Origin of the sequence: Pseudomonas sp. 18058, assembly GCF_902706155.1 — a bacterium.
GTDB classification, from domain to species: domain Bacteria; phylum Pseudomonadota; class Gammaproteobacteria; order Pseudomonadales; family Pseudomonadaceae; genus Aquipseudomonas; species Aquipseudomonas rustica.
On record NZ_CACSJY010000043.1, the window covers coordinates 1 to 15,891 of the forward strand.

General features: G+C 59.6%; 14 protein-coding genes. 4 read left to right on the forward strand and 10 right to left on the reverse strand.

What is annotated here, in order from left to right; all coding sequences use genetic code 11:
* Positions 1-83: 83 nt before the first annotated feature.
* Positions 84-1,757 (reverse strand): bifunctional diguanylate cyclase/phosphodiesterase, encoded by a 1,674-nt coding sequence (locus GVL50_RS20830; RefSeq protein WP_159814930.1) that lies wholly within the window; start codon positions 1,755-1,757, stop codon positions 84-86.
* 264 nt (positions 1,758-2,021) lie between these two features.
* Between GVL50_RS20830 and rep the strand changes: the two genes are divergently transcribed.
* Together rep and GVL50_RS20840 are read left to right on the forward strand one after the other, a co-directional pair.
* Positions 2,022-4,031 carry a DNA helicase Rep gene (rep, locus tag GVL50_RS20835; protein WP_159814931.1) on the forward strand — a complete coding sequence of 670 codons (2,010 nt, stop codon included), beginning with the start codon at positions 2,022-2,024 and terminating at the stop codon, positions 4,029-4,031.
* Positions 4,032-4,090: 59 nt separating this feature from the next.
* Complete coding sequence (locus tag GVL50_RS20840) at positions 4,091-4,663, forward strand: xanthine phosphoribosyltransferase (RefSeq protein WP_016985833.1); 573 nt, start codon at positions 4,091-4,093, stop codon at positions 4,661-4,663.
* A gap of 236 nt (positions 4,664-4,899) precedes the next feature.
* Here the strand turns inward: GVL50_RS20840 and GVL50_RS20845 are convergent, their stop codons facing one another.
* From GVL50_RS20845 to dadA, 7 genes are all read right to left on the reverse strand, one after another.
* Positions 4,900-6,036 carry a hypothetical protein gene (locus GVL50_RS20845; RefSeq protein WP_159814932.1) on the reverse strand — a complete coding sequence of 379 codons (1,137 nt, stop codon included), beginning with the start codon at positions 6,034-6,036 and terminating at the stop codon, positions 4,900-4,902.
* A 353-nt stretch (positions 6,037-6,389) separates the two neighbouring features.
* A complete protein-coding gene (locus GVL50_RS20850; RefSeq protein ID WP_159814933.1) occupies positions 6,390-8,318 on the reverse strand; it encodes an acetyl-CoA hydrolase/transferase C-terminal domain-containing protein in 1,929 nt (642 codons plus the stop codon).
* 493 nt (positions 8,319-8,811) lie between these two features.
* Positions 8,812-9,228 (reverse strand): cytochrome c5 family protein, encoded by a 417-nt coding sequence (locus GVL50_RS20855; protein ID WP_159814952.1) that lies wholly within the window; start codon positions 9,226-9,228, stop codon positions 8,812-8,814.
* A 182-nt stretch (positions 9,229-9,410) separates the two neighbouring features.
* Positions 9,411-9,959 carry a cupin domain-containing protein gene (locus tag GVL50_RS20860; RefSeq protein ID WP_008086779.1) on the reverse strand — a complete coding sequence of 183 codons (549 nt, stop codon included), beginning with the start codon at positions 9,957-9,959 and terminating at the stop codon, positions 9,411-9,413.
* Positions 9,960-10,047: 88 nt separating this feature from the next.
* Positions 10,048-11,121, reverse strand: coding sequence for an alanine racemase (alr, locus tag GVL50_RS20865; RefSeq protein ID WP_159814934.1), 1,074 nt, complete (start codon positions 11,119-11,121; stop codon positions 10,048-10,050).
* A gap of 94 nt (positions 11,122-11,215) precedes the next feature.
* Positions 11,216-11,569, reverse strand: a complete 354-nt coding sequence (locus GVL50_RS20870) for a RidA family protein (protein WP_053125004.1) — start codon at positions 11,567-11,569, stop codon at positions 11,216-11,218.
* The gene (gene dadA, locus GVL50_RS20875; RefSeq protein WP_064389549.1) at positions 11,541-12,845 is read right to left on the reverse strand and encodes a D-amino acid dehydrogenase; all 1,305 of its coding nucleotides are present in this window, start codon (positions 12,843-12,845) and stop codon (positions 11,541-11,543) included. The genes GVL50_RS20870 and dadA overlap by 29 nt, the downstream gene beginning before the upstream one ends.
* A 156-nt stretch (positions 12,846-13,001) precedes the next feature.
* On the opposite strand from dadA, the gene GVL50_RS20880 reads away from it, so the two are divergent.
* A complete protein-coding gene (locus GVL50_RS20880) occupies positions 13,002-13,490 on the forward strand; it encodes an Lrp/AsnC ligand binding domain-containing protein (RefSeq protein WP_003177284.1) in 489 nt (162 codons plus the stop codon).
* Between the two features lie 160 nt (positions 13,491-13,650).
* Here GVL50_RS20880 and GVL50_RS20885 read toward each other — a convergent pair whose 3' ends face one another.
* On the reverse strand, positions 13,651-14,004 hold the full coding sequence (locus GVL50_RS20885; RefSeq protein WP_038359217.1) for a YkgJ family cysteine cluster protein: 354 nt from the start codon (positions 14,002-14,004) through the stop codon (positions 13,651-13,653).
* Positions 14,005-14,151: 147 nt separating this feature from the next.
* Here GVL50_RS20885 and GVL50_RS20890 point away from each other — a divergent pair, with 147 nt between their 5' ends.
* Positions 14,152-15,462 carry an FAD-binding oxidoreductase gene (locus tag GVL50_RS20890; RefSeq protein WP_159814935.1) on the forward strand — a complete coding sequence of 437 codons (1,311 nt, stop codon included), beginning with the start codon at positions 14,152-14,154 and terminating at the stop codon, positions 15,460-15,462.
* A gap of 135 nt (positions 15,463-15,597) precedes the next feature.
* On the opposite strand, the gene GVL50_RS20895 is transcribed toward GVL50_RS20890, so the two are convergent.
* A complete protein-coding gene (locus tag GVL50_RS20895; RefSeq protein ID WP_159814936.1) occupies positions 15,598-15,843 on the reverse strand; it encodes a DUF1127 domain-containing protein in 246 nt (81 codons plus the stop codon).
* Positions 15,844-15,891 lie beyond the last annotated feature (48 nt).

The window sequence follows — 15,891 nt, forward strand, 5'->3', positions numbered from 1 at the left end:
GTCGATATGTGCATTGACTGACCCGGCGCCTTCGCGAGCAAGCCCGCTCCCACAGGGATTTGTGCCTGACCCGAAGACTTGGATCAGCTCACGATTTCGAGGGCGGGCTGTTGGCTTGAGCCAAACGTCAGGTACTCAACCAGTTCCGCCAACGGCAACGGCCGGCTGATCAGATAACCCTGCACCTGATCGCAACCAAACCCGCGCAGCAATTCCAGTTGTTCCGGCGTCTCAACCCCTTCCGCCACCACTTCCAGATGCAGGTTGTGCGCAAGGTTGATCATCGCGTGCACCAGTTTGCGGTTCTCTTCACGCTGTTCCATGCCACCGACAAAGCTCTTGTCGATCTTCAGCAAAGTGATCGGCAAGCTGTTGAGGTGCACGAACGATGAGAACCCGGTGCCAAAGTCATCCAGCGAAAAACGTACACCGAGGCGGCCCAACGCATCCATGGTCTGCTTGACCAGATCACTACGACGCATCACCGCCGTTTCCGTCAGTTCAAATTCAAGCCACTGCGCCTCCACACCGCGCTCAGCGATCAAGCGGCTCAGCGTCGGCAACAACTGACTGTCCTGAAATTGGCGGAACGACAAGTTGATCGCCATGTGCAGCGCCGGCAATCCGCGTTCGCGCAGTGCCTGCATATCGCGCAACGCCCGGGAAATCACCCAGTAACCCAGCGGCACGATCAACCCACTCTGCTCGGCCAAAGGAACAAACTCACTCGGCGGCAGCAAACCACGTTCGCCATGGCGCCAGCGCACCAAGGCTTCGAGGCCGACAATCTGGCCGTCCTCAAGATTCAGGCGTGGCTGGTAATGCAGTTCCAGCTCATCACGACGCAATGCCCGGCGCAGCTCACTTTCGAGGTCAGCCATGCTCCGCGCGTTGCGGTTGATACGTTCGTTGAAGATATGAAAGGTGCAGCCCTGCGTGCTCTTGGCCTGCTGCATGGCGATGTGCGCATGCCACATCAGCGGGTCAGCGCCAGCCTGCGCGCGGGCGTGGGCGATGCCGAGGCTCGAGCCGATGAGCAGGCTTTCGCCATCCACCCAATACGGTTCGGCGAGTGCTTCGGTGATGCGTTCGGCCATCCACTCGGCGCGTTGCGGCGCGCGGCGGGTGTCGATCAGCAAGGCGAATTCATCGCTGCCGAGACGCGCCAATTGATCGCCGGCTTCCAACTGACTTTTCAGCCGCGCCACGACCTGCAGGATCAGCCGATCGCCAGCCTGATGGCCGAGGGCGTCGTTGGCGTGGCGAAAGTTGTCGAGATCGAGATGCCCGAGTGCCAAGCCGCGACCATCGCCTTCAGCAAGACGCGCTGTCAGCAAGGTCTGAAAACCCTGGCGGTTGGCGATGCCGGTCAAAGGATCCTGTTCGGCGAGGCGTTGCAGGGTGTTTTCGAGAACGCCGCGTTCGCGCACATGGCGCAGGCAACGGCGCAGCATGCCGGGGTCGAGGGCGTCGAACACCAGCCAGTCACTGACGCCAACCGGCGCAGTGTCCGGCTCGTGTTCGAGCAACAATACCGTCGGCAGGCTGCAGCGGCCGGGTGCCGGTTGCAACGCAGGAAGGGTCAACAACACCGCATGGCGGTTGTCTTCGAACAAACTGCTGACCGACTCCCAGCTCGGCGCGCTGATCAGCACCGCCGCGCTCCCCATCGGAGCCAGACACTCACGCAATAACGCTGTCCACGCTGGCTCTTCGGCCAGTAGCAGCAAACGCAAGGGTTCGACAGGCGTAGACAAGCTAGCTCCCTAGACTCTGCAATGATGTGGGCGGCGGGCATTATGCCGTTGCGCTGACCAATGACCAAATGACAACGGTTATCAAAACGTTATTTTGTGTCACGAATGAGAACATTAGCCGCAAAATCACCGCGCATCCTGCGTGAAAGTAACAAAACCGGCAAATATGAATCGCGTGGTACGTCACAAGTCGGACAGAGCAGCACAAATCTCTGAGCCTGTTAAAATGCCGGCCCATTTCGTCAACGACTCCCGAATTTTCGTATGTCCCGACTCAATCCCCGGCAGCAAGAAGCCGTGAACTACGTCGGCGGCCCTCTATTGGTGCTCGCCGGCGCTGGCTCCGGCAAGACCAGCGTGATCACGCGCAAAATCGCGCACCTGATCCAGAACTGCGGCATCCGCGCCCAGTACATCGTCGCCATGACCTTTACCAACAAGGCCGCGCGCGAAATGAAAGAGCGGGTCGGTACCCTGTTGCGCGCCGGCGAAGGTCGCGGTCTGACGGTCTGCACCTTCCACAACCTGGGCTTGAACATCATCCGCAAGGAACACGCGCGGCTGGGCTACAAACCCGGTTTCTCGATCTTCGACGAGACCGACGTCAAGTCCCTGATGACCGACATCATGCAGAAGGAATACGCAGGCGAAGACGGCGTCGACGAGATCAAGAACATGATCGGCGCCTGGAAAAACGACCTGATCCTGCCGCCTCAGGCGCTGGAGAACGCGCGTAATCCCAAGGAACAGACTGCCGCCATCGTCTACACCCACTATCAGCGCACGCTGAAAGCGTTCAACGCGGTGGACTTCGACGACCTGATCCTGCTGCCGGTAAAACTTTTCGAAGAACACGCCGACATCCTCGAAAAGTGGCAGAACAAGGTGCGTTACCTGCTCGTCGATGAATACCAGGACACCAACGCCAGCCAGTACCTGCTGGTAAAAATGCTCATCGGCAAGCGCAACCAGTTCACCGTGGTCGGCGACGACGACCAGTCGATCTACGCCTGGCGTGGCGCGCGGCCGGAAAACCTGATGCTGCTGAAGGACGACTATCCGTCCTTGAAAGTGGTGATGCTCGAACAAAACTACCGCTCGACGAGTCGCATTTTGCGTTGCGCCAACGTGCTGATCTCGAACAACCCGCACGAATTCGAAAAGCAGCTGTGGAGTGAAATGGGCCACGGTGACGAGATCCGCGTGATCCGCTGCCGCAACGAAGACGCCGAAGCCGAGCGCGTGGCCATGGAAATCCTCAGCCTGCACCTGCGTACCGACCGCCCGTACAGCGATTTCGCGATCCTCTATCGCGGTAACTATCAGGCCAAGCTGATCGAACTGAAGCTGCAGCACCACCAGGTGCCGTATCGCCTGAGCGGCGGCAACAGCTTCTTCGGCCGCCAGGAAGTGAAAGACCTGATGGCCTACTTCCGCCTGATCGTGAACCCGGATGACGACAACGCCTTCCTGCGCGTGATCAACGTGCCGCGCCGCGAAATCGGCTCGACTACTTTGGAAAAACTCGGCAACTACGCCACCGAACGCAAAATCTCGATGTACGCCGCCACCGACGAAATCGGTTTGGGCGAGCATCTGGACAACCGCTTCACCGATCGCCTGTCGCGCTTCAAGCGTTTCATGGACAAGGTGCGCGAGCAGTGCGCCGGCGAAGATCCGATCTCCGCCCTGCGCAGCATGGTCATGGACATCGACTACGAGAACTGGCTGCGCACCAACAGCTCCAGCGACAAGGCCGCCGACTACCGTATGAGCAACGTCTGGTTCCTGATCGAGGCGTTGAAAAACACTCTTGAGAAGGACGAAGAAGGCGAAATGACCGTCGAGGATGCGATCGGCAAACTCGTCCTGCGCGACATGCTCGAACGTCAGCAGGAAGAGGAAGACGGTGCCGAAGGCGTGCAGATGATGACGCTGCATGCGTCCAAGGGTCTGGAATTCCCTTACGTGTTCATCATGGGCATGGAAGAGGAAATCCTCCCGCACCGCTCCAGCATCGAAGCCGACACCATCGAAGAAGAACGCCGCCTGGCCTACGTGGGCATCACCCGCGCGCGTCAGACCCTGGCGTTCACCTTCGCCGCCAAGCGCAAGCAGTACGGCGAGATCATCGACTGCGCGCCGAGCCGCTTCCTCGATGAGCTGCCGCCGGACGATCTGGCGTGGGAAGGCAACGACGACACACCGACCGAAGTCAAAGTCGTGCGCGGCAACAGCGCATTGGCTGATATACGCGCGATGTTAAAGCGCTAGAATTGACCACTTTTTTTACTAGACCTTCGGCGCACAAAGCGCCAAAAGAGGACAGCTTCATGGAAGCATTGCACCAGAAAATCCGCGAACAAGGCATTGTGCTTTCCGACCAGGTCCTGAAGGTCGACGCCTTCCTGAACCACCAGATCGACCCGGCCCTGATGAAGCTGATCGGCGACGAATTCGCCGCGCTGTTCAAGGATTCGGGCATCACCAAGATCGTCACCATCGAAGCCTCGGGCATCGCCCCGGCGATCATGACCGGTCTGAACCTCGGCGTGCCGGTGATCTTCGCCCGCAAGCAACAGTCCCTGACCCTGACGGAAAACCTGCTGTCGGCGACCGTTTACTCGTTCACCAAAAAGACCGAAAGCACCGTGGCCATCTCGCCGCGTCACCTGACCAGCAGCGACCGCGTGCTGATCATCGACGACTTCCTGGCCAACGGTAAGGCCTCGCAAGCGCTGATCTCGATCATCAAACAGGCCGGCGCCACCGTGGCCGGCCTGGGCATCGTCATCGAGAAGTCGTTCCAGGGCGGCCGCGCCGAACTGGACTCGCAAGGCTACCGCGTCGAATCGCTGGCCCGCGTTAAATCGCTGACAGGTGGCGTTGTCACCTTCATCGAATAAAGCTACACCGCAATACCCTTGTAGGAGCCGAGCTTGCTCGCGAAGGCGTCGTGTCAGTCGAATATTCTTTGACTGATCCACCGCTTTCGCGAGCAAGCTTTGCTCCTACAGTTGTTCGGGTACTCCGCAATCCCCGTGTAGGAGCTGTCGAGTGCAACGAGGCTGCGATCTTTTGATCTGATTTTCAGGATCAACATCAAAAGATCGCAGCGTGCCGCAGCTCCTACAGATTTCACTTAATCCATTCTGTACCCCGCCCCCGGTACCCCTTCATGCATCGCAGCTTGAATATCCGCGTACAAGGCATTCGCCTCGCCGGTGGTAATCGAGCGCGAACAATCACGCAGCACCACATGCAAAAGCACGTTCTCCTGACCCGGTAACATCCCGAGTCGCTCAATGGCTTGCGCTGGTAAATCCGAACGCTGCCAACGCCCCTTGATTCGCATCTCCTCGATCCATCCAGAGCAATCCCCTGCCGCCTGCAACATCCTCTCGGTCAATACTTCTTCACTCAATCCCGGCGTTACTGCCAACGAGATATCGCGGGCAATCGACGGCAAACGGGATACCGCAGTCCACGGATCCAGATCATGCATCTGCGCCTGCACGCGCACATTCTGATCACGCAACAAACGAATATCAGGAATGCCTTTGCGCAACATCGTCAGGCGATCCAGCCCCATCCCAAGAGCGAGTCCGCCATGGCGCAGCGGATCAATCTGCAAACGCTGCAACAGCGACTTCGCGATACGCCCGCACTCAAGAACCTCGACCGGCACGCCATCATTCAACACATTCACTTCAATCCCGCCCTCGGTGTAGTGATGTGGACTGTCGCTATAAACCCAGGACTTTTCCGGGACGGCCGACTGCAAAATATCACCGACCAAACGCAGTAAATGCTCATGGGATGCCAGCTCCGGGTCACCCAATACCCAGATATCCATTTGGTGCGGCTCGGCGCAATGCCAACGATCTCGGCTATCACGCCTGAAGGTAATGCCTGGCGCTGCCAGCAAGATGGTTTGTCCCGGCTGACGAACCTCGGCGGCCTGCTGAAGCGCCGCAGGAATCTGGCTGGTGGTCTGCGTTCGCAAAAGCGAATGCTCATCGACCCAACGTGTGTGCTCGCTGCCAAGGGTAATTTCTGCCGGGTCGTAACCCAGCAAACCGTAGTTCTCTTCGGCGGACACAATCCTTGGCCCAACCAGCAACTGCGCTCGGGGCCAGCCTCTTGCTGCGAGTCCTTGAAGGACTTCATTGAGCAGTAGTCGGACTGCGTGGTCGGGTTGGTTCTTTTCGGTTAAGTCAGTGAGGAGTAAGGCCTGCTCGACAGACTCTTGTGGCAAGTATTTCTTCGATGCTGACACTCTGTACCCTCCGGATTTGCTGCTGGATAGACCACAGACAAACCTATCGACAGGCGAATGCCGACGACAATCCAAAAACTCAGTGATTGATGATTTTCAGAACGGGACTACGCATGGCATTCCGTATTCATTCAGATTCAGGCGTAACTCGTGTAGGAGCCGAGCTTGCTCGCGAAGGCGTCGTGTCAGTCGATACATTTTTTGACTGATCCACCGCTTTCGCGAGTAAGCTCGGCTCCTACAGTTGTTCGGGTACTCCGCAATCCCCGTGTAGGAGCTGTCGAGTGAAACGAGGCTGCGATCTTCTGATCTTTTAAAGATCAGGATCAAAAGATCGCAGCGTGCCGCAGCTCCTACGGGGTTTGGGTGGTGGCTTTTAGGCCGGTGAGGAGCAGGCGTTGGAAGAGGTCTTCTTTCAGGCCTTCCGGGTTTGTGAGTTGCATGCGTTCGAGGTGTTCGGGGTAGAGCGATGCCTCGGGGGCGTCGAGGGCGGCTTTGCCGAGTTCGAGGATTTCGGTGAGTTTGAATTTGCTTTTTAGCCAGTTCAGCGCCCGCAGTAGATCCCGTTCGATCGGGGAGAAATCACAGCCCAGCGGGTACTCCGGAAACAGGTTTTTGTGCCGTGCGGCGATGGCTTGCAAACGCTGCGGTGTGTTGTCAGTGAAGCGGGGATCGAGGCGGAAATCCTTTGGCAGTTTGCCGACCTTTTGCGCTTGTTCGATCAGGCCGGGCTGGAAGCGTGAATCGCTGATGTTCAGCAGCGATTCGATCACTACGGCATCGGTTTTACCGCGCAGATCAGCAATGCCGTATTCGGTCACGACGATGTCGCGCAGATGCCGCGGGATCGTGCAGTGGCCGTATTCCCAGACGATGTTGGAGCTGACGTCGCCGCCGGATTCGCGCCAGCTGCGCAGGATCAGGATCGAGCGCGCGTCGTGCAACGCGTGGCCCTGCGCGACGAAGTTGTACTGTCCGCCAACGCCGCTGAGTACTCGCCCATCCTCCAGTTGATCTGCCACGCCAGCGCCGAGCACGGTCATGGTAAACACCGTGTTGATGAATCGCGCGTCGAGGCGCTGCAAGCGCTTGAGTTCTTCCTGCCCGTAGAGCTCGTTGATGTAGCTGATGCGGGTCATGTTGAATTCGAGGCGTTTGCTCAGCGGCAACTCGCGCAATCGCTCGTAGAAACTGCGCGGGCCGAGGAAGAATCCGCCGTGCACGGAAATGCCGTCGGTTTGCGCCGCTTCGTCGAGGGTGCCAGCGTTCGCCTGCTCCTGCGTCGGCACATCGGGGTAGACCTTGCGTCGAATGATCCCCGCGTCCGCCAGCACCAGCAGGCCGTTGACGAACATTTCGCTGCAACCGTACAGGCCTTTGGCGAATGGCCCGGTGCCGCCCTCGCGGTTGATCAATTGCGCCCACTGACTGAGGTTGATGTCATCGAGCAACGCCTGATAACCGGCGTTATCCGCCTGACGTGCGAGCAACGCGGCAGTCAGCGCATCACCCATCGAACCGATGCCGATCTGCAGCGTACCGCCGTCGCGCACCAGCGTACTCGCGTGCAAACCAATGAAATGATCCTGAAACCCCACCGGCATGTTCGGCGTGGAAAACAGCGTGCTGCTGTCCTTCTCGTCGATCAGCAGGTCGAAGGTGTCGATGTCGACTTCGGCGTCGCCGGGCATGTACGGCAGATCGGTGTGCACTTGGCCGACCAGCAAAATGGTCTCCCCGGCCTCGCGGCGCTTGGCGATCATAGGCAACAGGTCGAGGGTGATGTCGGGGTTGCAGCTCAGGCTCAGGCGATCCGGGTGTTCGCTGCTGCTGGCCAATAACTGCGCCACCAGATTCAGGCCGGCAGCGTTGATGTCGCGGGCGGCGTGGCTGTAGTTGCTGCTGACGTAATCCTGTTGGGCCGGCGCGCTGTTGAGCAGGCTGCCGGGCTGCATGAAGAACTGTTCGATGCGGATGTTGGCGGGCAGGCTGTCGCGGTGCAGGTCGGCGAGGAAATCGAATTCCGCGTAGTCACCGAAGACGCGCTCGACGAAGGGTTCGATGAAGCGCTTTTGCAAGCCATCGCCCAACGCCGGGCGACCGAGGCACAGCGCGGTGTAGATCGTCAGCTGCCGCTGGGGCAGGCCTTTGATCCGCCGGTACAGCGCGTTGACGAAGTGATTGGGTTTGCCAAGGCCCAGCGGCATGCCCATGTGGATATGCGCCGGCAAGCGCGCCAGCACGTCGTCCACTGCTTGTTCGATCGAACACAACTGCACCATCTGAAGCCTCCTGCCCGTTCCGTGAATAGGGGTAGACCGAGATTGCCTTGAGTTTGCTGCAAAGAACAGCCCAAAGTCCTGGACGATTGTCGGCCACAGGAGGTGTTTATGGCTGGAGCTTGCTTGCCCTCACCCTAGCCCTCTCCCGGGGGGAGAGGGGACTGAATGGGGGATATTTGGGAGATACGCCGACTTGAACGTGATGTACCGAATCCATAGTCGCTAAGGTCTTTCAGGTCGATGTCGGACGCGAGAAACCGCGGTCGTTCCCTCTCCCGGAGGGAGAGGGGACTGAATGGGGGATATTTGGGAGGTACGCCGACTTGAACGTGATGTACCGAATCCATAGTCGCTAAGGTCTTTCAGGTCGATGTCGGACGCAAGACACCTCGGTCGGCCCCCTCTCCCTCCGGGAGAGGGCTGGGGTGAGGGGCTCTTGAATCGCAGGCACAAAAAAACCGTCCGAAGACGGTTTTTTCATCAGATGCACACCTTATTTCAGACCGGACATCTTCTCGATCGCGCCCTTCAGCTCTTCATCCGAGCAATCGGCGCAGGTGCCTTTCGGCGGCATCGAATTGATACCGGTGATGGCTTTGGCAAGGATGCCATCAAGGCCGCCCTGGTGATCCGCACGTTCTTTCCACGCGGCCGTGTCACCAATTTTCGGCGCACCCAACAGGCCTGTACCGTGGCAAGCATTGCAATGTTTGGCAATCACTTCATCCGGAGTCTTCGCGCCGCCACCGCCGCCGGCAGTCGCAGCCACTTCCATCCCTTTGCATTCCTGACCTTGAACGCACACCTGGCCGACCGGCTCGAGGCGTTTGGCAATGTCGTCATTCGTCGCAGCTTGAGCGCTGACAGCCCAGAGGGCCAGTACGGTTGCTGGTGCAGCCAGCATTTTCATAATTAGATTCACGCGTTCACCCTCAATGGTGGCTATTCACGCCTGCGGCCACGGTTCGCAGGCGGGCGCAAGTATAGCGGGTAGCCCGCCACACTGAAACAACCCCATGATTAAAGGGGTCTTGTTGCGCATCGGTAAAACAGCTTGGGTGCCTTCGCCGTAATGGCCTGGCGCCTCTTTGTTTAAAAGTTTGCCGGCGTGGCTGCGCTGATTAGTCGCGCAGGCAAGTCGAACGGATTACGGAAACGATGCGGCTTGGTACTTTCAAAGTAGTAGCTGTCGCCGGCTTCGAGAATAAAAGTTTCAAGGCCCACCACCAATTCCAGACGACCTTCCACCAGAATCCCGGTTTCCTCGCCTTCATGGGTGAGCATTTCTTCGCCGGTATCAGCGCCCGGCGGGTAGATTTCGTTGAGGAAGGCGATGGCGCGGCTGGGGTGCGCGCGGCCGACCAGTTTCATGGTCACGGCGCCGTCGGAAATGTCGATCAGCTCGTTGGCCTTGTAGACGATCTGGGTCGGGACTTCCTGCAGGATTTCTTCGGAAAAGAACTCGACCATGGACATGGGAATGCCGCCCAGCACCTTTCTCAGCGAACTGATCGAAGGGCTGACGCTGTTCTTTTCGATCATCGAAATGGTGCTGTTGGTGACGCCCGCGCGTTTGGCGAGTTCACGCTGGGAAAGCCCTTTGAGCTTGCGGATCGATTGCAGTCGTTCACCGACGTCCAAGGCGCGAGCCTCCTGATGTTGTAAGAATATTGAGCGTTATCATGGCGACAGCGTTCAGTATTTACAACACTTGGCCCCCGCAGCGGCGTCAACCCTCGGAATAGAGCCTTGGCACTCGACGCAGGTTGCAGAAGATCTGGTACGGGATGGTGTCGGCCCACTTCGCCACTTCACTGGCGAGGATATTTTTCCCCCAGAGCTCAACGGTCGAACCGAGACCGGCTTCCGGCACATCGGTAAGATCGATGCAAAGCATGTCCATCGACACGCGACCGATAATGCGACTGCGTTTACCGGCCACCAAAACCGGGGTGCCGGTCGGCGCCTGACGCGGGTAGCCGTCGGCGTAACCCATGGCGACCACGCCGATGCGCATCGGTTTGTCGGTGATGAATTTGGCGCCGTAGCCCACCGGCTCACCGGCCGGCAATTCGCGCACGCTGATGACTTTCGATTCCAGGGTCATCACCGGTTGCAAACGATCGGCAACAGCATTGGCTTCTTCGAACGGGGTCGCGCCGTAGAGCATGATGCCCGGACGCACCCAATCACTATGAATCTGCGGCCAACCGAGCACAGCGGGCGAGTTGCGCAGACTGACTTCGGCCGCCAGCCCCTGACGCGCCGCTTCAAACACCGCCACTTGCTCGGTGCTGCTCTGCGCGTGCAGTTCATCGGCGCGGGCGAAGTGGCTCATCAACACAATTTTCGCCACTTTGCCGCTGGCCAGCAGACGCTGATAAGCCGCCGGATAATCCTTTGGATGCAACCCGACGCGGTGCATGCCCGAATCGAGCTTCAGCCACACGGTGATCGGTTTGCTCAGCGCTGCCTGCTCGATCGCTTCGAGCTGCCAGAGCGAGTGCACCACCGTCCAGAAATCATGCTCGACGATCAGCGCCAGCTCATCAGCTTCAAAAAAGCCTTCAAGCAACAACACCGGCGCACGAATGCCAGCGGCGCGCAGCTCCAAAGCCTCTTCGATGCAAGCCACGGCAAAACCGTCGGCCTCGGCTTCCAGCGCCTGGGCGCAGCGCACCGCGCCATGTCCGTACGCATCGGCCTTGATCACCGCCAGCGCCTTGGCGCCGGTGACTTCGCGGGCAATTCGGTAGTTGTGGCGCAGGGCTTCTAGGTCGATCAGGGCACGGGCAGGACGCATGGCGGCAGACTTCTAGGCGGTCATGGGAATAAAAACCGGCGCCGACTGACGACGTGAACCGCCAACAGCGCCGGGAGAGGGATCTTTACAACAGTTACGGCAGCGCGGCGACGATAGAGATCTCTACCAGAATGCTCGGCTTGGCCATTTTCGCCTCAACGGTCGCGCGGGCTGGGGCGGCGCCTTTTGGCAGCCACTGATCCCACACCGAGTTCATCCCGGCGAAGTGCTCATCGATGCCGTTCAGGTAGATCGTTGCCGACAACAGGTGTTGCTTATCGGTGCCGGCCAGATCCAGCAATCGCTCGATATTGGCCAGAACGTCGCGGGTCTGCTGTTCAATCCCGGCATTGAAGTCGTCGCCGACCTGCCCGGCCAAGTACACGGTGCCGTTGTGGCTGACGATCTGACTCATGCGCTCATTGGTGAGCTGGCGCTGGATTGACATGTTTTGCGGACTCCTGAATTTTGTTGCCGTAACGGGAAATATCGAGGCCTTCGGCGCTGATCTGCGGCTTTTTCTTCGCCATCAGGTCGGCTAGCAGACGACCGGAACCGCATGCCATGGTCCAACCGAGCGTGCCGTGACCGGTGTTGAGGAACAGATTCTTGAACGGCGTGGCGCCAACGATCGGCGTGCCATCCGGCGTGGTCGGACGCAGACCGGTCCAGAAACTCGCTTCGGCCAGATTACCGCCCTGAGGATAAAGGTCGTTGACGATCATCTCCAGGGTTTCGCGGCGACGCGGGTTCAGCGACAGGTCAAAACCGGCGATCTCGGCCATGCCGCCGACGCGGATGCGGTTGTCGAAACGGGTGATCGCGACCTTGTAGGTCTCGTCGAGAATAGTCGACGTCGGCGCCATTGCCGGGTTGGTGATCGGCACGGTCAGCGAGTAACCCTTGAGCGGATACACCGGGGCTTTGATGCCCAGCGGCTTGAGCAGTTGCGGCGAGTAGCTGCCGAGCGCCAGCACGTAGCGGTCGGCGGTTTCCAGCTTGCCGTCGATCCACACGCCGTTGATGCGATCACCGGCGTAGTCGAGTTTCTGAATGTCTTGGCCGAAGCGGAATTCCACACCCAGTTTCACCGCCATTTCGGCGAGGCGCGTGGTGAACATCTGGCAGTCGCCAGTCTGATCGTTCGGCAGGCGCAGAGCACCGGCGAGGATGTCAGTGACACCCGCCAGCGCCGGCTCGACGCGGGCAATGCCGGCGCGGTCGAGGACTTCAAACGGCACGCCGGATTCTTTCAGCACGGCGATGTCTTTCGCGGCGCCATCAAGCTGCGCCTGAGTGCGGAACAACTGAGTCGTACCGAGGCTGCGGCCTTCGTAGGCGATGCCGGTTTCGGCGCGCAATTCGTCGAGGCAGTCGCGGCTGTACTCGGACAGACGCACCATGCGCTCCTTGTTCACCGCGTAACGGTTGGCGGTGCAGTTGCGCAGCATCTGCGCCATCCACAGGTACTGGTCGATGTCGGCGGTGGCTTTGATCGCGAGAGGGGCGTGGCGTTGCAGCAGCCACTTGATCGCTTTGAGCGGTACGCCCGGCGCGGCCCACGGCGAGGCGTAGCCCGGCGAGACCTGGCCGGCGTTGGCGAAGCTGGTCTCCATGGCCGCAGCCGGCTGCCGGTCGACCACCACTACTTCGAACCCGGCACGGGCCAGATAGTAAGCACTGGCGGTACCGATGACGCCGCTACCCAAGACCATTACGCGCATTTTTGTATCCCTCATCGCGGCGGGGCCGCGTACGTCTGTTGTTAGAGCAATGATGCGCGCAGTGTAAAAAAGAAATGCCAGTGCTTTTCACTATATAAGCGCCTATATTTGGCGACAATTCTCGGCAAAAACCCTTTTCACGGAGGCGCATCCCCTATGCGTACCAACACTCAGACCAAACGTGAGCTGGACAAGATCGACCGCAACATCTTGCGGATCCTGCAGGCGGACGGGCGGATTTCCTTTACCGAACTGGGCGAAAAGGTCGGGCTCTCGACCACGCCGTGCACCGAGCGCGTGCGGCGTCTGGAGCGCGAAGGGATCATCATGGGCTACAACGCCCGGCTCAATCCGCAGCACTTGAAGGGTAGCTTGCTGGTGTTCGTCGAGATCAGCCTCGACTACAAATCCGGCGACACGTTCGAGGAGTTCCGCCGCGCGGTGCTGAAGTTGCCACACGTGCTGGAATGCCATTTGGTGTCAGGGGATTTCGACTATCTGGTGAAGGCGCGGATTTCCGAGATGGCCTCGTACCGCAAGTTGCTGGGCGACATTCTGTTGAAGCTGCCGCATGTGCGGGAGTCGAAGAGTTATATCGTGATGGAAGAGGTTAAGGAGAGCTTGAGCCTGCCGATTCCTGATTGAGCACCGCGACGATCGTTCCCACGCTCTGCGTGGGAATGCCTCTTCGGACGCTCCGCGTTCGGCATTTGGGACGCAGAGCGTCCCGGGCTGCATTCCCACGCAGAGCGTGGGAACGATCATGATGCATTTCTCTGTAGGAGCTGCCGAAGGCTGCGATCTTTTAAACCAGCACCTGCCGATTCGCCGCCATGTACTCGAAAATCTGCTTCTCCACCCGTGGATGAATCAGCTCCACCGGCCGCCGCTCATTCGGGCAAGGCAAAGTCTTGGTCGTGCCGAATAACCGGCAGATCAACGGCCGCTCTTCATACACCGTGCAGCCATTCGGCCCCAGGTGCACGCAGTTCAACTCTTCCATCGCGGCATCCTGCTCGGCGCGGGTCTTGCGCGGCAGACGGGCCATTTCTTCCGGCGAGGTGGTCACCGGCCCACAGCAATCGTGGCAGCCGGGCACGCACTCGAACGAGGGGATCTGCTGGCGCAAGGTGCGGACTGTCTGGCTGTTGCAGCTCATCGAACGGTAACCAAGGTGAAATAGGCGGCAATTGTGCCGCAAAAGCCGTGATCCAGACACCGCAGGCCGACCAGTGTTGCCCCCGTTCGGGCGTGCGGCTTATGCTCCGTCAAATTTTCTCGACACCCCCGCCTCAGGATGACGCCCATGACCGCCCGCGCCCACACCTCCGCGAGCCAACCTCACGTTGCCTCTTACTACGCCGCCAGCAGCTTGCCGCAGCCGGATCATCCGCTGCTGCAAGGCGACGTGGTGGCCGACGTCTGCGTGGTCGGCGGCGGTTTTTCCGGGTTGAACACGGCGCTGGAACTGGCTGAACGCGGACTCAGCGTGGTGTTGCTGGAAGCGCACAAGATCGGCTGGGGCGCCAGCGGTCGTAACGGCGGGCAGTTGATTCGCGGCGTCGGCCACGGTCTCGATCAGTTCGCCAACGTCGTCGGCAGCGACGGCGTACGCGAAATGAAACTGATGGGCCTGGAAGCGGTGGAAATCGTCCGCCAGCGCGTCGAGCGTTTTCAGATCGCCTGCGACCTGACCTGGGGCTACTGCGACCTCGCCAACAAACCATCCGACCTCGAAGGTTTTGCCGAAGACGCCGAAGAGTTGCGCAGCCTCGGCTATCGCTACGAAACCCGTTTGCTGCAAGCCAACGAGATGCACACGGTGGTCGGCTCCAAGCGCTATGTCGGTGGTTTGATCGACATGGGTTCAGGGCATCTGCATCCACTCAACCTGGCGTTGGGCGAAGCGGCGGCGGCGCAGCAATTGGGTGTGAAACTGTTTGAACACTCGGCAGTGACCCGTATCGATTACGGCCCGGAAGTCAAAGTCCACACCGCCCAAGGTTCGGTGCGGGCGAAGACGCTGGTGCTTGGTTGCAACGCTTATCTGAATGATCTGAATCCGCAACTCAGCGGCAAGGTTCTGCCCGCCGGCAGCTACATCATTGCCACCGAACCGTTGAGCGAAGAGCAGGCACACAACCTGCTGCCGCAAAACATGGCGGTCTGTGATCAGCGGGTGGCGCTGGATTACTACCGACTCTCGGCGGATCGTCGCTTGCTGTTCGGCGGTGCCTGCCATTATTCGGGGCGTGATCCGAAAGACATCGCGGCGTATATGCAGCCGAAGATGCTGGAAGTGTTCCCGCAACTGGCGGGCGTGAAGATTGATTATCAGTGGGGCGGGATGATCGGCATCGGCGCGAATCGTCTGCCGCAGATTGGCCGGCTCAATGACCAGCCGAACGTGTATTACGCCCAGGCCTATTCCGGGCACGGGGTGAATGCCACGCACTTGGCGGGCAAGTTGCTGGCTGAGGCGATCAGCGGGCAGCACGGTGGTGGCTTTGATCTGTTTGCCAAGGTGCCGCACATCACATTCCCGGGTGGTAAGCATTTGCGCTCGCCGTTGTTGGCGTTGGGGATGTTGTGGCATCGCCTCAAAGAGTTGGTCTGAGCCCCCCCTCTGTTGATCGTGTTGATCGTTCCCACGCTCTGCGTGGGAATGCATCCAGTGACGCTCTGCGTCACAGCGGACGCAGAGCGTCCGGGGCGGCGTTCCCACGCAGAGCGTGGGAACGATCGGTGTCGTTCAGTTCTGCCAGAACGGCTTCAACCCCTCCTCCTGCGCCTGCTCACGCGTCAGCCCGATGTCCTTGAGCTGATCCGCCGTCAGGTTAAGCAACGCCCTGCGCGTGTGCAGACGATGCCACATCAAACCCCAGCGGCTCAGGCCGGACGGTGCGTTACGCATGATCTCATTGCGCGCACGATCCTTCTGCCCTGCCGCCAGTTCCTGACTGTGTAACGTCAGCCGCACATCGCTCAAGCCGTTCATTTTTGTCGCTCCTGTTTACTTGGGTAGCCAGAGATTCCATGATGCGCG